The following is a 14717-nucleotide window of genomic DNA, read 5'->3' on the forward strand; positions in this document are numbered from 1 at the left end:
AAGATAGCACGTTGCCAGGTCTGTTTGCCTCACATTTGTGAGGCTTTTTTAATGCTTAAGTGGAGGACATTATGGAGAAACTTAATTTAAAACAAATACTATCCGTTTCACTGACTTTATTTGCGATTTTTTTTGGCGCAGGAAATATGATTTTTCCTCCAGCAATGGGGCAACTTGCGGGAACAAATTACTTTAGTGCATTAATAGGCTTTATACTTACAGATGCTGGAATCGCAATATTAGGAGTAACAGCTGTTGTATTGGTTGGAAATTCTATGAGCGATTTAGGGGCATTAATCAGTAAAAAATTTGCATTAATTTTATCTGTGGGAGTGTATTTATTAATTGGTCCTTTATTCGCTTTACCAAGAACGGGTAGCGTTTCATTTGAATTAGCAGCACTGCCTTACATAAATACTGATTATAAAATGCTGTTTTCGCTTTTATTTACAGGCGCTTTTTTTGGCATTACGTATTATTTGAGCAGTAATCCAAACAAAATAGTAGATATCGTAGGTAAATATCTGACACCATTTTTATTATTGAGCATTTTGGCTATTTTCATTGCCACAATCGTAAATATCAATACAAATGGGGGAGGCAGTGTATTAGGAAATGCTGCAATGCCAAAAGATAAATATGCGGCTATTCCATTATTTCAAGGGATGATCGAAGGATATAATGCATTAGATGGCCCTGCTGGTTTAGCATTTGCAATCATTGTGATTAATGCTATTAAAAACTATGGTATAAAAGAGAAAAAGAATATTGCAAAATATACAATATTATCAGGTTTAGGAGCTGCTTTCTTTCTTGCTGTTGTCTACTTTATGCTAACTTATGTAGGGGCAAGAACAATGATACCTTTTGATAATGGTGGCGCATTATTACATTCAGTAACAAGTCATTTATTTGGCGGTGTGGGAGGCGTTATTTTAGGGATAGCTGTATTATTTGCTTGTTTAACAACCTCCATAGGATTAACTACTTCATTTTCTGATTACTTTCATACTATCCTTCCAAATATTTCTTATAAGAAAATTGCCGCAATTGTTTGCGTATTTAGCTTTATCATTTCTAATGTTGGCTTAAGCCAGTTAATCGAAATCAGCTTGCCAATTCTGATTATGATCTATCCGGTGACTGTTTCATTGATACTTTTATCTTTTTGTAAAAAATTGATTAAAACAAAAAGGTCTGTGTATATTCTAGGAATGTTGTTTACTTTTGCTGCTTCATTTATCAATGGTCTGGATAGTGCAGGCATTCAAATTGCTTTTATATCCAATGCAGTACATCATCTTCCTTTTTATGATTTAAGTTTAGGATGGATAATTCCGTTTATGTTTGGAAGTCTACTTGGCTTTTTACCAATCTTTGAATTTATGAATAAACATAATGAGCAGTTAGAAACTATGTAGGATAACATTTGCTATTCAGCATAGTTTTTTCTTTGTTTTATGGACTTTTTTAACTAATTTAATGATAAAAAACAGATAATTTGATAAAATCAAAAAGAAAATAAAAAAAAGTGTTGACAATAGGCTGTCATATGATTTATCATTGATAAGCAAGTGGATTTTTAGGGTTCCCCGAAGTGGGAACTTAATTTACACTTCAAAATGACACACCCGGAAATGTGTGTTTGTGAAAGGAGGACATTATGCCAACAATTAACCAATTAATTCGTAAAGGTCGTGAACAGAGCGTGAAGCTTTCTAAGTCACCAGCTCTGAATAGAGGATATAACTCCTTAAAGAGACGCCCTACTAACTTAAGCGCACCTCAGAAACGTGGTGTTTGTACACGTGTCGGAACAATGACACCTAAGAAACCAAACTCTGCGTTACGTAAATATGCCCGTGTTCGTTTAAGTAATGGAATGGAAGTTACAGCTTATATTCCAGGTATCGGTCATAACTTACAGGAACACAGTGTTGTTATGATTCGTGGAGGACGTGTTAAGGACCTGCCAGGTGTTCGTTACCATATTATTCGTGGTACATTGGACTGTGCTGGTGTGGCAAACCGTAATCAGAGTCGTTCTCTGTACGGTGCTAAAAAACCAAAAGAAGCTAAAAAGAAATAGTCAATTGTGAAAGGAGGAAATAAGAATGCCTAGAAAAGGACATGTAGCGAAACGTGATGTATTAGTTGATCCAATTTACAACTCCAAGCTGGTTACTCGTTTAATCAACAAAATCATGATTGATGGTAAAAGAGGGGTTGCTCAGAAGATCCTTTACAATGCGTTTGATATTATTGAAGTAAAAACAAATGAAAAACCAATGGAAGTTTTCGAAAAAGCATTAGAAAACGTTATGCCATTGTTAGAACTAAAAGTTCGTCGTGTTGGTGGTGCTAACTACCAGGTCCCAGTAGAAGTATCTGCTGAAAGACGTTTGACATTAGGTCTTCGTTGGATCGTTAACTACGCACGTTTAAGAAACGAAAAGACAATGGAGCAAAGATTAGCTGCAGAAATTATGGATGCTGCTAATGGAACTGGAGCATCTGTTAAAAAACGTGAAGACACTCACAAAATGGCAGAAGCTAATAAAGCATTTGCTCACTACCGCTGGTAAGAAAGGAGATCCATTATGCCACGTCAATATTCATTAGAAAAGACTCGTAACATTGGTATCATGGCTCATATCGATGCTGGTAAAACAACAACAACAGAACGTATCCTGTATTATACAGGTGTTAACCACAAAATTGGTGAAACTCATGATGGAGCTTCAACAATGGACTGGATGGCACAGGAACAGGAACGTGGTATTACGATTACATCTGCTGCAACAACTGCAGCATGGAAAGGTCACCGTATCAACATTATCGATACTCCGGGCCACGTTGACTTCACTGTAGAAGTTGAACGTTCTCTGCGTGTATTAGATGGTGCGGTAACTGTATTGGATGCAAAAGCTGGTGTAGAACCTCAGACAGAAACTGTTTGGCGTCAGGCAACAACTTATGGTGTTCCAAGAATCGTATTCTGTAACAAGATGGATGCAACTGGTGCTGACTTCTTGATGAGCTGTAGAACAATCGTTGATCGTTTAGGTGCTAAGAGCTGCCCTATTCAGTTGCCAATCGGTGCAGAATCAACATTCACTGGTATCGTAGATATCATTGAACGTAAAGCTGAAATTTATACAAATGATTTAGGTACAGAAATTCAGATTTCTGAAGTACCTGAAGATTTAAAAGACCTGTGTGAAGAATATCGTGGTAAACTGCTGGAATACCTTGCAGATTACGACGAAGAATTCATGATGCAGGTATTAGAAGGTGAAGAACCAAGCATTGACGAAATCAAACGTGTATTACGTATTGCTGTTTGTGCTGGTGATTTCTTCCCTGTATTATGTGGATCAGCATACAAGAACAAAGGTGTTCAGATGGTTCTGGATGCAGTTGTTGACTACTTGCCTTCTCCATTAGATATTCCTGCAATTAAGGGTACTTTGGAAGATGGTACAGAAGTAGAACGTCATGCAAGTGATGAAGAACCATTCTCTGCATTGGCATTCAAAATTGCTACTGACCCATTCGTTGGTAAGTTATCATACTTCCGTGTATACTCAGGTACTGCAAAATCAGGAAGTTATATCTTAAACTCAACAAAAGGTAAGAGAGAACGTTTTGGACGTATCGTACAGATGCATGCAAACTCTCGTAAAGAAATCGAAGAAGTTTATGCAGGTGATATTGCTGCAGCAGTAGGTTTAAAGGTAACTACTACCGGAGATTCTCTGTGTGCTGAAGATCATCCTGTTGTACTGGAAAGCATGGAATTCCCAGAACCAGTTATTGAATTATCTCTGGAACCAAAAACAAAAGCTGACCAGGATAAAATGGGACTTGCTCTTGCAAAACTTGCAGAAGAAGACCCTACATTCAAAACTTACACTGATCAGGAAACAGGTCAGACAATTATCGCTGGTGTTGGTGAACTTCACCTGGATATTATCGTTGACCGTCTGCGTCGTGAATTTAAGGTAGAAGCTAACGTTGGTCAGCCAATGGTTGCTTACCGTGAAACAATTCGTGAAGCTGCTGATTGTGAAGGAAAATACATCAAACAGTCTGGTGGACGTGGTCAGTATGGTCACGTATGGATCAAATTTGAGCCTCAAGAAGAAGGTAAAGGATTTGAATTCGTTGACGCAACTGTTGGTGGTAGTGTTCCTCGTGAATATATCAAACCAACTGCTGAAGGTCTGGAAGATGCATTGCAGAATGGTATCATCGCTGGTTACCCAGTAATCGATATCAAAGCTACATTGTTTGATGGATCTTACCATGATGTCGATTCTAGTGAAATGGCTTATAAGATTGCTGCATCTATGGCTTTAAAAGCTGCTGCTAAGAAATGTAAACCAGTTATCCTAGAACCAGTTATGGAAGTTGAAGTAACTGCACCTAATGAATATTTAGGTAGCGTTATGGGTGACGTAAGTTCTCGTCGTGGTGCAATCATTGACCAGGAAGAAAGAGGAAATGCGATCATTGTTAAGGCACACATCCCATTATCTGAAATGTTTGGTTATGTAACTGACCTTCGTTCATTCACTCAGGGACGTGGAAATTACTCTATGAAATTCGATCATTATAGCGAAGTTCCTAAGAGTATTGCAGAAAAAATCGTTAAAAACAACAGTTCTGAAAATTAATTGTTGCTTTTATAAAAACTTTGAATTAGAATATACATGAAAACTATAAATTAGGAGGAAAATTAAAATGGCTAAAGAAAAATTTGACCGTTCCAAAACACATGTTAACATTGGAACTATCGGACACGTTGACCACGGTAAAACAACTTTAACTGCTGCAATCACAAACGTACTTGCAAAAGACGGTATGGCTGAAGCAAAAGCTTACGATGCAATCGATGGTGCTCCAGAAGAAAAAGAACGTGGTATCACAATTAACACTGCTCACGTTGAGTATCAGACAGACAAACGTCACTATGCACACGTTGACTGCCCAGGTCACGCTGACTACGTTAAGAACATGATCACTGGTGCTGCTCAGATGGATGGTGCTATCCTTGTAGTTGCTGCATCTGATGGTCCTATGCCTCAGACTCGTGAGCACATCTTACTTGCTCGTCAGGTAGGTGTTCCTTACATCGTTGTATTCTTGAACAAATGCGACATGGTTGATGATGAAGAATTAATCGACCTTGTTGAAATGGAAGTTCGTGAATTATTAAGCGAATACGGATTCGACGGAGATAACGCTCCAGTTATCCGTGGTTCTGCATTGAAGGCTCTTGAAGGAGATCCTAAATATGTTGGTGCTATCCACGAATTAATGGATGCTGTTGACGAATATATCCCAGATCCAGTTCGTGACACTGATAAACCATTCTTGATGTCTGTAGAAGACGTTATGACTATCACAGGACGTGGTACAGTTGCTACTGGCCGTGTTGAACGTGGTGTTGTTAAGATGGGTGAAGAAGTTGAAATCGTTGGTATCCACGACACTCGTAAAACAGTTATCACTGGATTGGAAATGTTCCGTAAACAGTTGGAATATGCTGAATCAGGTGACAACATTGGTGCATTGTTACGTGGTATCAACCGTGATGAAATCCAGCGTGGACAGGTTCTTGCTAAACCAGGAACAGTACACCCTCACACAAAATTCAAAGCTCAGGTTTATGTATTGAGCAAAGATGAAGGTGGACGTCACACTCCATTCGTATCTAACTACCGTCCTCAGTTCTACTTCCGTACAACTGACGTAACTGGTGTTATCACATTACCAGAAGGAACTGATATGTGTATGCCTGGAGATAACGTAGAAATGACTGTTGAATTGATTGCTCCAATCGCTATCGAAAACAACACTAAATTCTCTATCCGTGAAGGTGGACGTACAGTAGGTTCAGGTAACGTTACTGAAATCATCGAGTAATTTAAACTTATGATGAAAAGCATTGGTCTATGACTGATGCTTTTTTTACATCTATTGCAATTTCAGATAAAGTGTGTATAATAAATAACGTCATGACAGGGGTGCCTTCGGGCTGAGAAACACCCTTATGACCTGATCTAGTTAATACTAGCGTAGGGAGTCAGATCTATGAATTCTTAGATTTGTTGACTTACGCCTCACGGAGGTGTTTTTTTATGAAAAAATTGACAACATTAGAGTTGGTTTATATGGCATTTTATGCTGCATTATTCATGGTGCTTGATTATTTTACAAATATGATTCCTTTCTTGAAGATGCCAAATGGTGGTTCTATTGGCGTATCGACAATTGCGTTGATCGTTTGCAGTTATCATTTAGGATGGATCAAAGGAACCATCGTTGGACTTGTTTCTGTATTGATTCAGTTTGTGACAGGTCCAATGTATATTCCACAGTTATTGGGATTCCTAATGGATTACTTAATCGCATTTAGTGTATATGGTTTGGCTAGCTTATTTCCAAACTATAAGTATTTCTATTCTGGAATTCTAATTACCAATTTCCTGCGTTTTGCAAGTCATACCATTGGTGGTGTGATTGTATGGGAAACAACATGGTGGGGTTCCATTATATACAATGCGCCATATATGATTGCAACAACGATAGTCGGAATGATTGTTGTGCCAATTTTAGTTGAGCGTCTGCATTTAAACAAAGAAAAAACAGCGTAATTATAAAGATTTGCCCATATGAACAAGAAAATGGGTAAATCTTTTTTTCATGAATTCATGAAATCATTTATATTAAATCTTGTTTTATGAACTAGAATGAACGATAATATAGTGGAACATGAGAAAGGAAATAATAAATATGCTAAATAGACAATTTTTTACTTCTGAGTCTGTAACAGAAGGACATCCTGATAAAATATGTGATCAGATTTCAGATGCAGTATTAGATGCAATTTTAGAAAAAGATCCAATGGCACGAGTTGCTTGTGAAACATGCTGTACAACGGGTATGGTGATGATCATGGGAGAAATATCTACAAATTGTTACGTTGACATTCCAAGTATCGCAAGAAATACGATTTTGGAAATTGGATATGATAGAGCGAAATATGGCTTTGATGGAACGACTTGTTCTGTTTTAACTTCAATTGATGAACAGTCTTCTGATATTGCCATGGGTGTTGATCACTCTCTAGAAACAAAAGAAGGCGGAGAAGAAAACAATGGCGCAGGGGATCAGGGAATGATGTTTGGATATGCCTGCGATGAAACACCTGAATATATGCCAATGTCTATTTCCCTTGCCCACAGACTTGCTAAACAGTTGACAAAAATTCGTAAGGATGGAATTGTAGACTATCTTCGTCCTGATGGGAAAACACAGGTTACGGTGGAATATATTGATGATAAACCTATACGTGTAGATACAATCGTTATTTCAACACAACATTCCGATACAGTTTCTTTAGATACAATTCGTAAAGATTTAAAGGAGTATGTGATAGATGTCATCATAGATCCTAAAATGATAGATGAAGATACAAAGATTTATATCAATCCAACAGGACGCTTTGTAATAGGTGGACCTCAAGGGGATAGTGGTTTAACAGGAAGAAAAATAATTGTAGATACATATGGTGGTATGGCACGTCATGGTGGTGGAGCATTTTCTGGAAAGGATCCTACAAAAGTAGACCGTAGTGCTGCTTATGCCGCTCGTTATGTCGCAAAAAATATTGTTGCTGCAGGCTTGGCTAAACGATGCGAAATTCAACTTGCATATGCAATTGGTATTGCACATCCTGTAAGTATTCTTGTAGATACCTTTGGCACAGGAAAATTAAAAGATGAAGAAATTGCAGAAATTGTTAGAAAAGAATTTGATTTACGTCCTACCGCAATTATAAAAACTTTAGATTTAAGAAAACCTCAGTATAAACAACTTGCCGCATATGGGCATTTTGGAAGAGATGATTTAAATGTAAAATGGGAAGATACAACACCAGCACAGGAATTGAAGAAATATTTGAAATAAGAAACAGGGCGCCTGTTTCTTTTTGTAAGGGAGGAAAGTTATATGCTTGCTGACTATCATATACACTCAAGTTTTAGTGATGACTCTACATATCCTATGGAAGATATAATACAAAAAGCAATTACCATAGGTTTAGATGAAATATGTTTTACTGAGCATGTGGATCATGGAGTTAAAAGCTATGATTCTGATTTTTATAAGGATTATCATGATGAGTTTTTAAGATGTAAAGGAAAGTATCAAAATCAAATAAAAATAAAATTTGGAATTGAATATGGAATACAAACACATACAATTGAACAATATCAACAGGACTTTTATCGCAATGATTTTGATTTTGTTATATTATCCTGCCATCAGATTAATGATATGGAATTTTGGACACAGGATTTTCAGAAAGGGAAAACACAAAAAGAATATAATCTGGCCTATTATGAAGAAATTTATCAAGTAATGCATAAATATAAGAATTATAGTGTGTTAGGGCATCTGGATGCAATCAAACGCGATGATCTTGAGGGAGTTTACCCTTATAAAGAAACAAAAGATATATTGGAGAAGATATTAAAGCTTGCTATTAAGGATGGAAAGGGTATTGAAATAAACACTAGCAATGAACGTTATGGTTTATCAGATTTTACTCCATGTAAAGATATCCTGTTACTTTATAAACAATTAGGGGGAGAAATCATTACGTTTGGAAGTGATACACATAAAGAGGAGCATGTAGGATATCATATTAAAGAGATGAGAAAAGAATTAAAAAGATTAGGGTTTACTAAGTTTTGCACATATGAGCGTATGGAGCCACATTTTCACGAACTATAGATGACTAAAATAGAAGAAATCATCATATTTTTTCTATTTTTTTATGCAATTTTATCGCAAAAATAAATGTAAGCGTATACAGAAAACCATGAAATATATAAAAATAGAGAAACAATAAAAAAGCTGATAAAATAAAGGAAATTCACAAAAAAAAGCCTATTTTAGGGGTTGTAATCAAGGTGTGCATGTGTTAAAATATTATCACGACCGCGAGGACATGCGAGGTTGCTGACCCACTGAAAGGCGTTGTCATGAACAGCCGGTCAGGGAATTCGCATCGAGCGAGTCTATAATCTATATAGACGAAAGGAGATTATTTCATGGCAAAGAAAAATAGCGTAAGAATTCGCTTAAAAGCCTACGAACACAGAATCTTAGATGCATCAGCAGAAAAGATCGTTCAGGCAGCACAAGCTCACGGTGCTAAAAAAATTGTTGGACCTGTACCTCTTCCAACTGAAAAGCAGGTAGTAACTATCCTGCGTGCGGTACACAAGTACAAAGATTCTCGTGAACAATTCGAGATCAGAACTCACAAACGTTTAATTGAGATCGTCGGACCTACAGCAGAAACAATCGACTCACTGAGCCGTCTGGAACTGCCAAGTGGTGTGGACATCGAAATTAAGCTGTAATGGAGGTGACATCATGAAAGGTATTCTAGGACGTAAACTTGGTATGACTCAGGTTTTTACTGAAGACGGAACTTTAATTCCAGTCACAGTAGTAGAAGCTTGCCCAAATGTTGTATTACAGAAAAAGACAGTGGAAAACGATGGATACGAAGCTGTTCAGTTAGGTTTTGAAGACATTAAAGAAACACGCAGTACAAAACCAAACACTGGTCACGCTGCGAAAGCAAATACAGCTCCAAAAAGATTCATGAAAGAAGTTCGCAACAGTGAATTTGCTGAAATGAATTTAGGCGATGAAGTTAAAGTAGACATCTTCGCTGCTGGAGAAACAGTTGACGTAATCGGAACCAGCAAAGGTAAAGGGTTCATGGGTACAATCGTTCGTAACAATGCGAAAATTGGTCCTAAGAGCCACGGTTCAGGACACCACAGACACATCGGTTCTCTTGCTACAAACGGTATTACTTCTAGACAGGGTAAAATCTTAAAGGGAACAGTTATGGCTGGTCAAGAAGGTGGATACAGAACCACTAACAAAAACCTTACAGTTATTAAGGTTGATGTTGAAAACAATTACTTATTGATCAAAGGAAATGTGCCTGGACCAAAACGTGGATTGGTAATGGTACGTTCTGCAAAAACTTCTAAAGGAAACAGCGAACCTGTAACTTTAGTAGATTACACGAAAGAGGAGGAATAAAAGATGCCTAAGATGGTCGTATTAAGCCAAACTGGTCAAGAGTTACACGAAATCACTCTTGCCGATTCAGTATTTGGCATCGAGCCAAATCAGCAATGTATTTTCGATGCTATCGTAATGCAGCGTGCATCAACTCGTCAGGGAACTCACGACACTAAGACTCGTACAGAAGTACGTGGTGGTGGACGTAAACCATGGCGTCAGAAAGGAACTGGACGTGCTCGTCAGGGTTCTATCCGTGCTACACAGTGGAGAGGCGGAGGTATCGTATTCGGACCAACTCCTAGAAGCTACAGCTACAAACTGAACAAAAAAGTTCGTCGTTTGGCATTAAAATCAGTATTATCTGAAAAAGTTGCTGAAAACGCAATGAGCGTTGTAGATAAATTTGAATTAGAAGCTCCTAAGACAAAAGCTTTCAATGAAATTATCGCTAACATCAACGCACCTAAGAAAACATTATTTGTAGTATCTGAAGGTGAAGATTTTGAAAATGCATTCTTGAGCATGAGAAACATCCCAACAATGATGATGTTGACTGCTGATGGAATTAATGTTTACGATATCGTAAATGCTAACAAAATCGTCTTTACAGAAGCTGCTGTAAAAGATGTTGAGGAGGCACTTGCATAATGGATAACTATAAAGATATTATCGTTCGCCCAATCATTACTGAAAAGACAATGAGATACATGGACGAAAACAATGTGGTAACATTTGAAGTTAAAAAAGGAACTAACAAAGTTCTTGTAAAACAGGCCGTAGAAAAAATCTTCGGTGTAGATGTTGAAAATGTAAATATCGTTAACGTAAAACCTAAAGAAAAAAGAATGGGTAGATACGTTGGTAAAACAAAAGCTGTTCGTAAAGCATATGTGAAAATCGCTAAAGGACAGGACATCGATTTATTTGGCTCTGACGAAGAAGCTAAGTAAGATCAGGAAGAAGCACGCTATTTCCTGAATAAATATTGCGTAAGGAGGAAATTGACAAATGCCAATTAAGAAGTATAAACCGACCACTCCAGGTCGTCGTGGAATGACAAGCTTGTCACGTGACGAAATCACTTGCGACAAGCCAGAAAAAAGTTTGTTAGCCCCTTTGAAAAGTAAAGGTGGACGTAACAACAACGGACGTATTACAACTCGTCACCAGGGTGGCGGACACAAGAGAAGCTACCGTATCATCGATTTCAAGAGAAATAAAGATGGTATCCCTGCTAAAGTTGCAACGATTGAATACGATCCAAACCGATCTGCAAATATCGCATTGTTGAATTATGCAGATGGTGAAAAACGTTACATTATCGCTCCTAAAGGATTAACTGTTGGAACAACAGTTGTATCTGGTAAAGGTGCTGATATCAAAGTTGGTAACGCATTAGAATTGAAAGATATCCCAGAAGGAACTTTCATTCACAACATTGAATTAAAACCTGGTAAAGGTGGACAGTTAGCTCGTTCTGCTGGAACTAGCGCACAGATTTTGGGTATTGAAGAAAAATACGCTACTGTTCGTTTAGCTTCTGGTGAAGTTCGTAAGATTTTGTCTAATTGCCGTGCTACAATCGGTATCGTAGGTAACGAAGACCACAGTCTGGTTAACTATGGTAAAGCTGGACGTATGCGTTGGAAAGGTGTTCGCCCAACAGTTCGTGGTTCTGTTATGAACCCTAACGATCACCCTCATGGTGGTGGTGAAGGACGTACTCCTGTAGGACGTAAATCTCCAATGACTCCATGGGGCAAGAAAGCTATGGGTGTCAAGACTCGTAACACTAAGAAAGCTTCAACGAAATTAATCGTTCGTCGTCGTAATGGCAAATAGGCAAAGGAGGAAATGAAAAATGAGTCGTAGTTTGAAAAAAGGCCCATTCTGTGATGACCACTTAATGAAAAAAGTGGAAGCATTGAATGCAGCTGGCAAAAAAGAAGTTATTAAAACTTGGTCACGTCGTTCAACGATTTTCCCTCAGTTTGTGGAACATACATTTGCCGTTTACAATGGTAAAGAACACTTACCTGTTTATGTTACAGAAGACATGGTAGGTCACAAACTTGGTGAATTTGTGCCAACCCGCAAATATGGTGGGCATGGCGATGATGACAAGAAAGCAAAACGATAAGGAGGAAACGTTAAAATGGAAGTAAAAGCAACAGCAAAAACATTACGTATCCCACCTAGAAAAGCTCGTATTGTTATCGATTTAATTCGTGGGAAAGATGCTGCTGAAGCAGCTGCAATCTTAAAATTCACACCAAACGTTGCTGCTGAAGCAATCGGAAAAGTGTTGAAATCTGCAGTAGCTAACGCAGTAAATAACAATGATATGGATGAAGAAAAATTATACGTGAAAGCATGCTACGCTAATGAAGGTGTAACTTTAAAGCGTTTTATGCCACGTGCTAAAGGATCTGCAAGTGCAATCCACAAACGCACCAGCCACATTACAGTTGTGGTTGACGAGCGTGATTAAGGAGGTAGCCCATGGGACAGAAAGTTAGTCCGATCGGATTACGTGTTGGTGTCATTCGTGACTGGGAGTCAAGATGGTACGCTGACAAGGATTATGCCGATTTATTGCTAGAAGATGTAAAAATTCGTGAATTCCTGTTTGCTGAATTAAAAGCAGCAAGCGTTTCAAGAATCGAAATTGAACGTTCTAAAAACCGTGTTGAAATTATGATCCGTACAGCTCGTCCAGGCGTTGTCATTGGACAGAACGGTGAAAATATCGAAGGTTTAAAGAAAAAATTAGAAAAAATGACTGGTGGCAAGAACATCTACATTAAAGTGCTAGAAATTGCCAACCCTGATTTAGATGCTAAGTTAGTAGCAAGAAGCATTGCTGATCAGTTAGAACAGCGTGCAAGCTTCCGTACTGCTCAGAAAAAAGCAATCCAGAGAACAATGCGTGCTGGTGCTAAAGGTATCAAAACTGCAGTTAGTGGACGTTTAGGAGGAGCTGATATGGCTCGTACTGAAGGTTACTCTGAAGGTGTAGTTCCTTTGCATACATTACGTGCTGATATCGATTATGCTTGGGAAGAAGCTAGTACAACTTACGGACGTTTAGGTGTTAAAGTTTGGATCTGCCGTGGTGAAGTATTACCTGGACAGATGGTAACTGAACCAGAAGCACCAAAGAACAACATGAACGATCGTCGTAGAAACAATCGTCGTGGAAACCGTAGAAACAATAACAGAAATGATGCTAATGCAGCAAAGGAAAACGCGAGCCAGGCTCCTAAAAACAACGCGGAAGGAGGAAACTAAATTATGTTAATGCCTAAGAGAACAAAATATAGAAGACCTCACCGTTTAAGTTACGAAGGACGTGCTAAAGCTGGTCGTGACGTATCTTTTGGTGAATATGGTTTAGTAGCTGATACTGGTGCTTATATTACTAACCGCCAGATCGAAGCAGCTCGTATTGCCATGACACGTTATATGAAACGTGGTGGTAAAGTTTGGATTCGTATCTTCCCTCACTTGGCAGTTACGAAAAAACCTCTTGAAGTACGTATGGGTTCTGGTAAAGGTGCTCCTGAAGGATGGGTAGCAGTAGTTAAACCAGGCCGTGTAATGTTTGAAATTGCTGGTGTAGATGAAGAAGTAGCACGTGAAGCATTCCGTCTGGCTTCTCACAAGTTACCAGTTAAAACGAAATTCGTTGTTAGAAAAGGAGAGAAGTAATTATGTTAGCGAAAGAGATCAGAGAAAAAAGCAACACAGAAATTTTACAAGAGATCGAAGCGCTTAAAGATGAACTTTTTAATCTTCGTTTCCAACAAGCAACTGGACAGTTATCCGACACAGCTCGTTTAAAAACTGTGAAAAAGGATATTGCCCGTATGAAGACCGTGTTGACTGAGCGTGAGCTTAGTAACCAGGATTAAGGAGGATCACTAAGTTATGGAAAGATCTAACCGTAAAGTATATCGTGGAACAGTAGTTTCCGATAAAATGGATAAAACAATTACTGTTGTAGTTGAAACTAAGAAAACACACCCATTATATGGTAAACGTGTAAAATATTCTAAGAAATTTAAAGCTCATGACGAAAACAATGAAGCTAGAATCGGAGATAGAGTAGAAATTATGGAAACTCGTCCATTATCTGCAACTAAACGTTTCCGTCTAGTTAAAATCGTTGAAAAAGCTGTACAGCTGTAGGCGCTAGGAGGTAGACATTCATGATCCAGAATGAAAGTAGATTACGCGTCGCTGACAACACAGGTGCTAAAGAAGTATTAGTTATCCGTTGTTTAGGTGGAAGCGTTAGAAAGTTTTCAAACATCGGGGATATCGTTGTCTGTGCTGTTAAGCAGGCTGCTCCTGGTGGAACTGTAAAAAAAGGTGACGTTGTAAAAGGTGTTATCGTACGTACAAAACGTGGGGTTCGCCGTGACAACGGAACATACATCAAATTTGATGACAATGCAGTTGTCCTAATTAAGGATGACAAAACACCACGTGGTACACGTATTTTTGGACCTGTGGCAAGAGAACTTCGTGACAAAGACTTCATGAAAATCGTGTCTTTGGCACCAGAAGTACTATAAGGAGGTGTCTTT

General features: G+C 38.3%; 20 protein-coding genes and 1 riboswitch. All 20 genes read left to right on the top strand.

The features are described from left to right. The first annotated feature begins 71 nt into the window (after nt 1–71). The 20 genes from brnQ (at nt 72) to rplN (ending at nt 14705) form a co-directional block, all read left to right on the top strand. Nucleotides 72–1421, top strand: coding sequence for a branched-chain amino acid transport system II carrier protein (gene brnQ / locus DW114_RS08630; protein WP_117453377.1), 1350 nt, complete (start codon nt 72–74; stop codon nt 1419–1421). 242 nt (nt 1422–1663) lie between these two features. After that, nucleotides 1664–2089, top strand: coding sequence for a 30S ribosomal protein S12 (gene rpsL / locus DW114_RS08635; RefSeq protein ID WP_117453378.1), 426 nt, complete (start codon nt 1664–1666; stop codon nt 2087–2089). A 25-nt stretch (nt 2090–2114) separates the two neighbouring features. Beyond that, nucleotides 2115–2585: a 30S ribosomal protein S7 gene (rpsG, locus tag DW114_RS08640; RefSeq protein WP_117453379.1), complete on the top strand. Its 471-nt coding sequence runs from the start codon at nt 2115–2117 to the stop codon at nt 2583–2585. Between the two features lie 15 nt (nt 2586–2600). Further along, on the top strand, nt 2601–4679 hold the full coding sequence (gene fusA, locus DW114_RS08645; RefSeq protein WP_117453380.1) for an elongation factor G: 2079 nt from the start codon (nt 2601–2603) through the stop codon (nt 4677–4679). A 67-nt stretch (nt 4680–4746) separates the two neighbouring features. Then, nucleotides 4747–5931, top strand: coding sequence for an elongation factor Tu (tuf, locus tag DW114_RS08650; RefSeq protein WP_117453381.1), 1185 nt, complete (start codon nt 4747–4749; stop codon nt 5929–5931). A gap of 87 nt (nt 5932–6018) precedes the next feature. Further along, nucleotides 6019–6107, top strand: a riboswitch (TPP riboswitch). Between the two features lie 39 nt (nt 6108–6146). Further along, a complete protein-coding gene (locus tag DW114_RS08655; protein WP_117453382.1) occupies nt 6147–6662 on the top strand; it encodes an energy-coupled thiamine transporter ThiT in 516 nt (171 codons plus the stop codon). Between the two features lie 139 nt (nt 6663–6801). After that, nucleotides 6802–7977, top strand: coding sequence for a methionine adenosyltransferase (gene metK / locus DW114_RS08660; protein ID WP_117453383.1), 1176 nt, complete (start codon nt 6802–6804; stop codon nt 7975–7977). Between the two features lie 42 nt (nt 7978–8019). Then, nucleotides 8020–8805, top strand: coding sequence for a histidinol-phosphatase HisJ family protein (locus tag DW114_RS08665; protein ID WP_117453384.1), 786 nt, complete (start codon nt 8020–8022; stop codon nt 8803–8805). 320 nt (nt 8806–9125) lie between these two features. Beyond that, complete coding sequence (gene rpsJ / locus DW114_RS08670) at nt 9126–9440, top strand: 30S ribosomal protein S10 (RefSeq protein WP_117453385.1); 315 nt, start codon at nt 9126–9128, stop codon at nt 9438–9440. 13 nt (nt 9441–9453) lie between these two features. After that, complete coding sequence (gene rplC / locus DW114_RS08675) at nt 9454–10140, top strand: 50S ribosomal protein L3 (RefSeq protein WP_117453386.1); 687 nt, start codon at nt 9454–9456, stop codon at nt 10138–10140. A gap of 3 nt (nt 10141–10143) precedes the next feature. After that, complete coding sequence (rplD, locus tag DW114_RS08680) at nt 10144–10773, top strand: 50S ribosomal protein L4 (RefSeq protein ID WP_117453387.1); 630 nt, start codon at nt 10144–10146, stop codon at nt 10771–10773. Next, nucleotides 10773–11075: a 50S ribosomal protein L23 gene (gene rplW, locus DW114_RS08685; RefSeq protein WP_117453388.1), complete on the top strand. Its 303-nt coding sequence runs from the start codon at nt 10773–10775 to the stop codon at nt 11073–11075. The genes rplD and rplW overlap by 1 nt, the downstream gene beginning before the upstream one ends. 58 nt (nt 11076–11133) lie before the next feature. Next, nucleotides 11134–11967 carry a 50S ribosomal protein L2 gene (gene rplB, locus DW114_RS08690; protein ID WP_117453389.1) on the top strand — a complete coding sequence of 278 codons (834 nt, stop codon included), beginning with the start codon at nt 11134–11136 and terminating at the stop codon, nt 11965–11967. A gap of 19 nt (nt 11968–11986) precedes the next feature. Then, a complete protein-coding gene (rpsS, locus tag DW114_RS08695) occupies nt 11987–12265 on the top strand; it encodes a 30S ribosomal protein S19 (protein WP_117453390.1) in 279 nt (92 codons plus the stop codon). A 15-nt stretch (nt 12266–12280) separates the two neighbouring features. Then, the gene (rplV, locus tag DW114_RS08700; RefSeq protein ID WP_117453391.1) at nt 12281–12616 is read left to right on the top strand and encodes a 50S ribosomal protein L22; all 336 of its coding nucleotides are present in this window, start codon (nt 12281–12283) and stop codon (nt 12614–12616) included. A gap of 11 nt (nt 12617–12627) precedes the next feature. Continuing rightward, nucleotides 12628–13416 carry a 30S ribosomal protein S3 gene (rpsC, locus tag DW114_RS08705; RefSeq protein ID WP_117453392.1) on the top strand — a complete coding sequence of 263 codons (789 nt, stop codon included), beginning with the start codon at nt 12628–12630 and terminating at the stop codon, nt 13414–13416. Nucleotides 13417–13419: 3 nt separating this feature from the next. Then, nucleotides 13420–13836, top strand: a complete 417-nt coding sequence (gene rplP / locus DW114_RS08710) for a 50S ribosomal protein L16 (RefSeq protein WP_117453393.1) — start codon at nt 13420–13422, stop codon at nt 13834–13836. Nucleotides 13837–13838: 2 nt separating this feature from the next. After that, entirely contained in the window at nt 13839–14039 is a 201-nt protein-coding gene (rpmC, locus tag DW114_RS08715) for a 50S ribosomal protein L29 (RefSeq protein ID WP_117453394.1), read from the top strand. A gap of 16 nt (nt 14040–14055) precedes the next feature. Continuing rightward, nucleotides 14056–14316, top strand: a complete 261-nt coding sequence (rpsQ, locus tag DW114_RS08720; protein ID WP_117453395.1) for a 30S ribosomal protein S17 — start codon at nt 14056–14058, stop codon at nt 14314–14316. A gap of 20 nt (nt 14317–14336) precedes the next feature. After that, nucleotides 14337–14705: a 50S ribosomal protein L14 gene (gene rplN / locus DW114_RS08725; RefSeq protein ID WP_117443703.1), complete on the top strand. Its 369-nt coding sequence runs from the start codon at nt 14337–14339 to the stop codon at nt 14703–14705. Nucleotides 14706–14717 lie beyond the last annotated feature (12 nt).

The sequence above is a fragment of the Absiella sp. AM09-50 genome, assembly GCF_003433845.1.
In the GTDB taxonomy this organism is placed as follows: domain Bacteria; phylum Bacillota_I; class Bacilli_A; order Erysipelotrichales; family Erysipelotrichaceae; genus Hoskinsella; species Hoskinsella hominis.

Excerpts from the sequence above, each read along its gene's own strand:
- brnQ (WP_117453377.1), top strand. The coding sequence starts at position 72 with ATGGAGAAACTTAATTTAAAACAAATACTATCCGTTTCACTGACTTTA.
- rpsL (WP_117453378.1), top strand. The coding sequence starts at position 1,664 with ATGCCAACAATTAACCAATTAATTCGTAAAGGTCGTGAACAGAGCGTG.
- rpsG (WP_117453379.1), top strand. The coding sequence starts at position 2,115 with ATGCCTAGAAAAGGACATGTAGCGAAACGTGATGTATTAGTTGATCCA.
- fusA (WP_117453380.1), top strand. The coding sequence starts at position 2,601 with ATGCCACGTCAATATTCATTAGAAAAGACTCGTAACATTGGTATCATG.
- tuf (WP_117453381.1), top strand. The coding sequence starts at position 4,747 with ATGGCTAAAGAAAAATTTGACCGTTCCAAAACACATGTTAACATTGGA.
- DW114_RS08655 (WP_117453382.1), top strand. The coding sequence starts at position 6,147 with ATGAAAAAATTGACAACATTAGAGTTGGTTTATATGGCATTTTATGCT.
- metK (WP_117453383.1), top strand. The coding sequence starts at position 6,802 with ATGCTAAATAGACAATTTTTTACTTCTGAGTCTGTAACAGAAGGACAT.
- DW114_RS08665 (WP_117453384.1), top strand. The coding sequence starts at position 8,020 with ATGCTTGCTGACTATCATATACACTCAAGTTTTAGTGATGACTCTACA.
- rpsJ (WP_117453385.1), top strand. The coding sequence starts at position 9,126 with ATGGCAAAGAAAAATAGCGTAAGAATTCGCTTAAAAGCCTACGAACAC.
- rplC (WP_117453386.1), top strand. The coding sequence starts at position 9,454 with ATGAAAGGTATTCTAGGACGTAAACTTGGTATGACTCAGGTTTTTACT.
- rplD (WP_117453387.1), top strand. The coding sequence starts at position 10,144 with ATGCCTAAGATGGTCGTATTAAGCCAAACTGGTCAAGAGTTACACGAA.
- rplW (WP_117453388.1), top strand. The coding sequence starts at position 10,773 with ATGGATAACTATAAAGATATTATCGTTCGCCCAATCATTACTGAAAAG.
- rplB (WP_117453389.1), top strand. The coding sequence starts at position 11,134 with ATGCCAATTAAGAAGTATAAACCGACCACTCCAGGTCGTCGTGGAATG.
- rpsS (WP_117453390.1), top strand. The coding sequence starts at position 11,987 with ATGAGTCGTAGTTTGAAAAAAGGCCCATTCTGTGATGACCACTTAATG.
- rplV (WP_117453391.1), top strand. The coding sequence starts at position 12,281 with ATGGAAGTAAAAGCAACAGCAAAAACATTACGTATCCCACCTAGAAAA.
- rpsC (WP_117453392.1), top strand. The coding sequence starts at position 12,628 with ATGGGACAGAAAGTTAGTCCGATCGGATTACGTGTTGGTGTCATTCGT.
- rplP (WP_117453393.1), top strand. The coding sequence starts at position 13,420 with ATGTTAATGCCTAAGAGAACAAAATATAGAAGACCTCACCGTTTAAGT.
- rpmC (WP_117453394.1), top strand. The coding sequence starts at position 13,839 with ATGTTAGCGAAAGAGATCAGAGAAAAAAGCAACACAGAAATTTTACAA.
- rpsQ (WP_117453395.1), top strand. The coding sequence starts at position 14,056 with ATGGAAAGATCTAACCGTAAAGTATATCGTGGAACAGTAGTTTCCGAT.
- rplN (WP_117443703.1), top strand. The coding sequence starts at position 14,337 with ATGATCCAGAATGAAAGTAGATTACGCGTCGCTGACAACACAGGTGCT.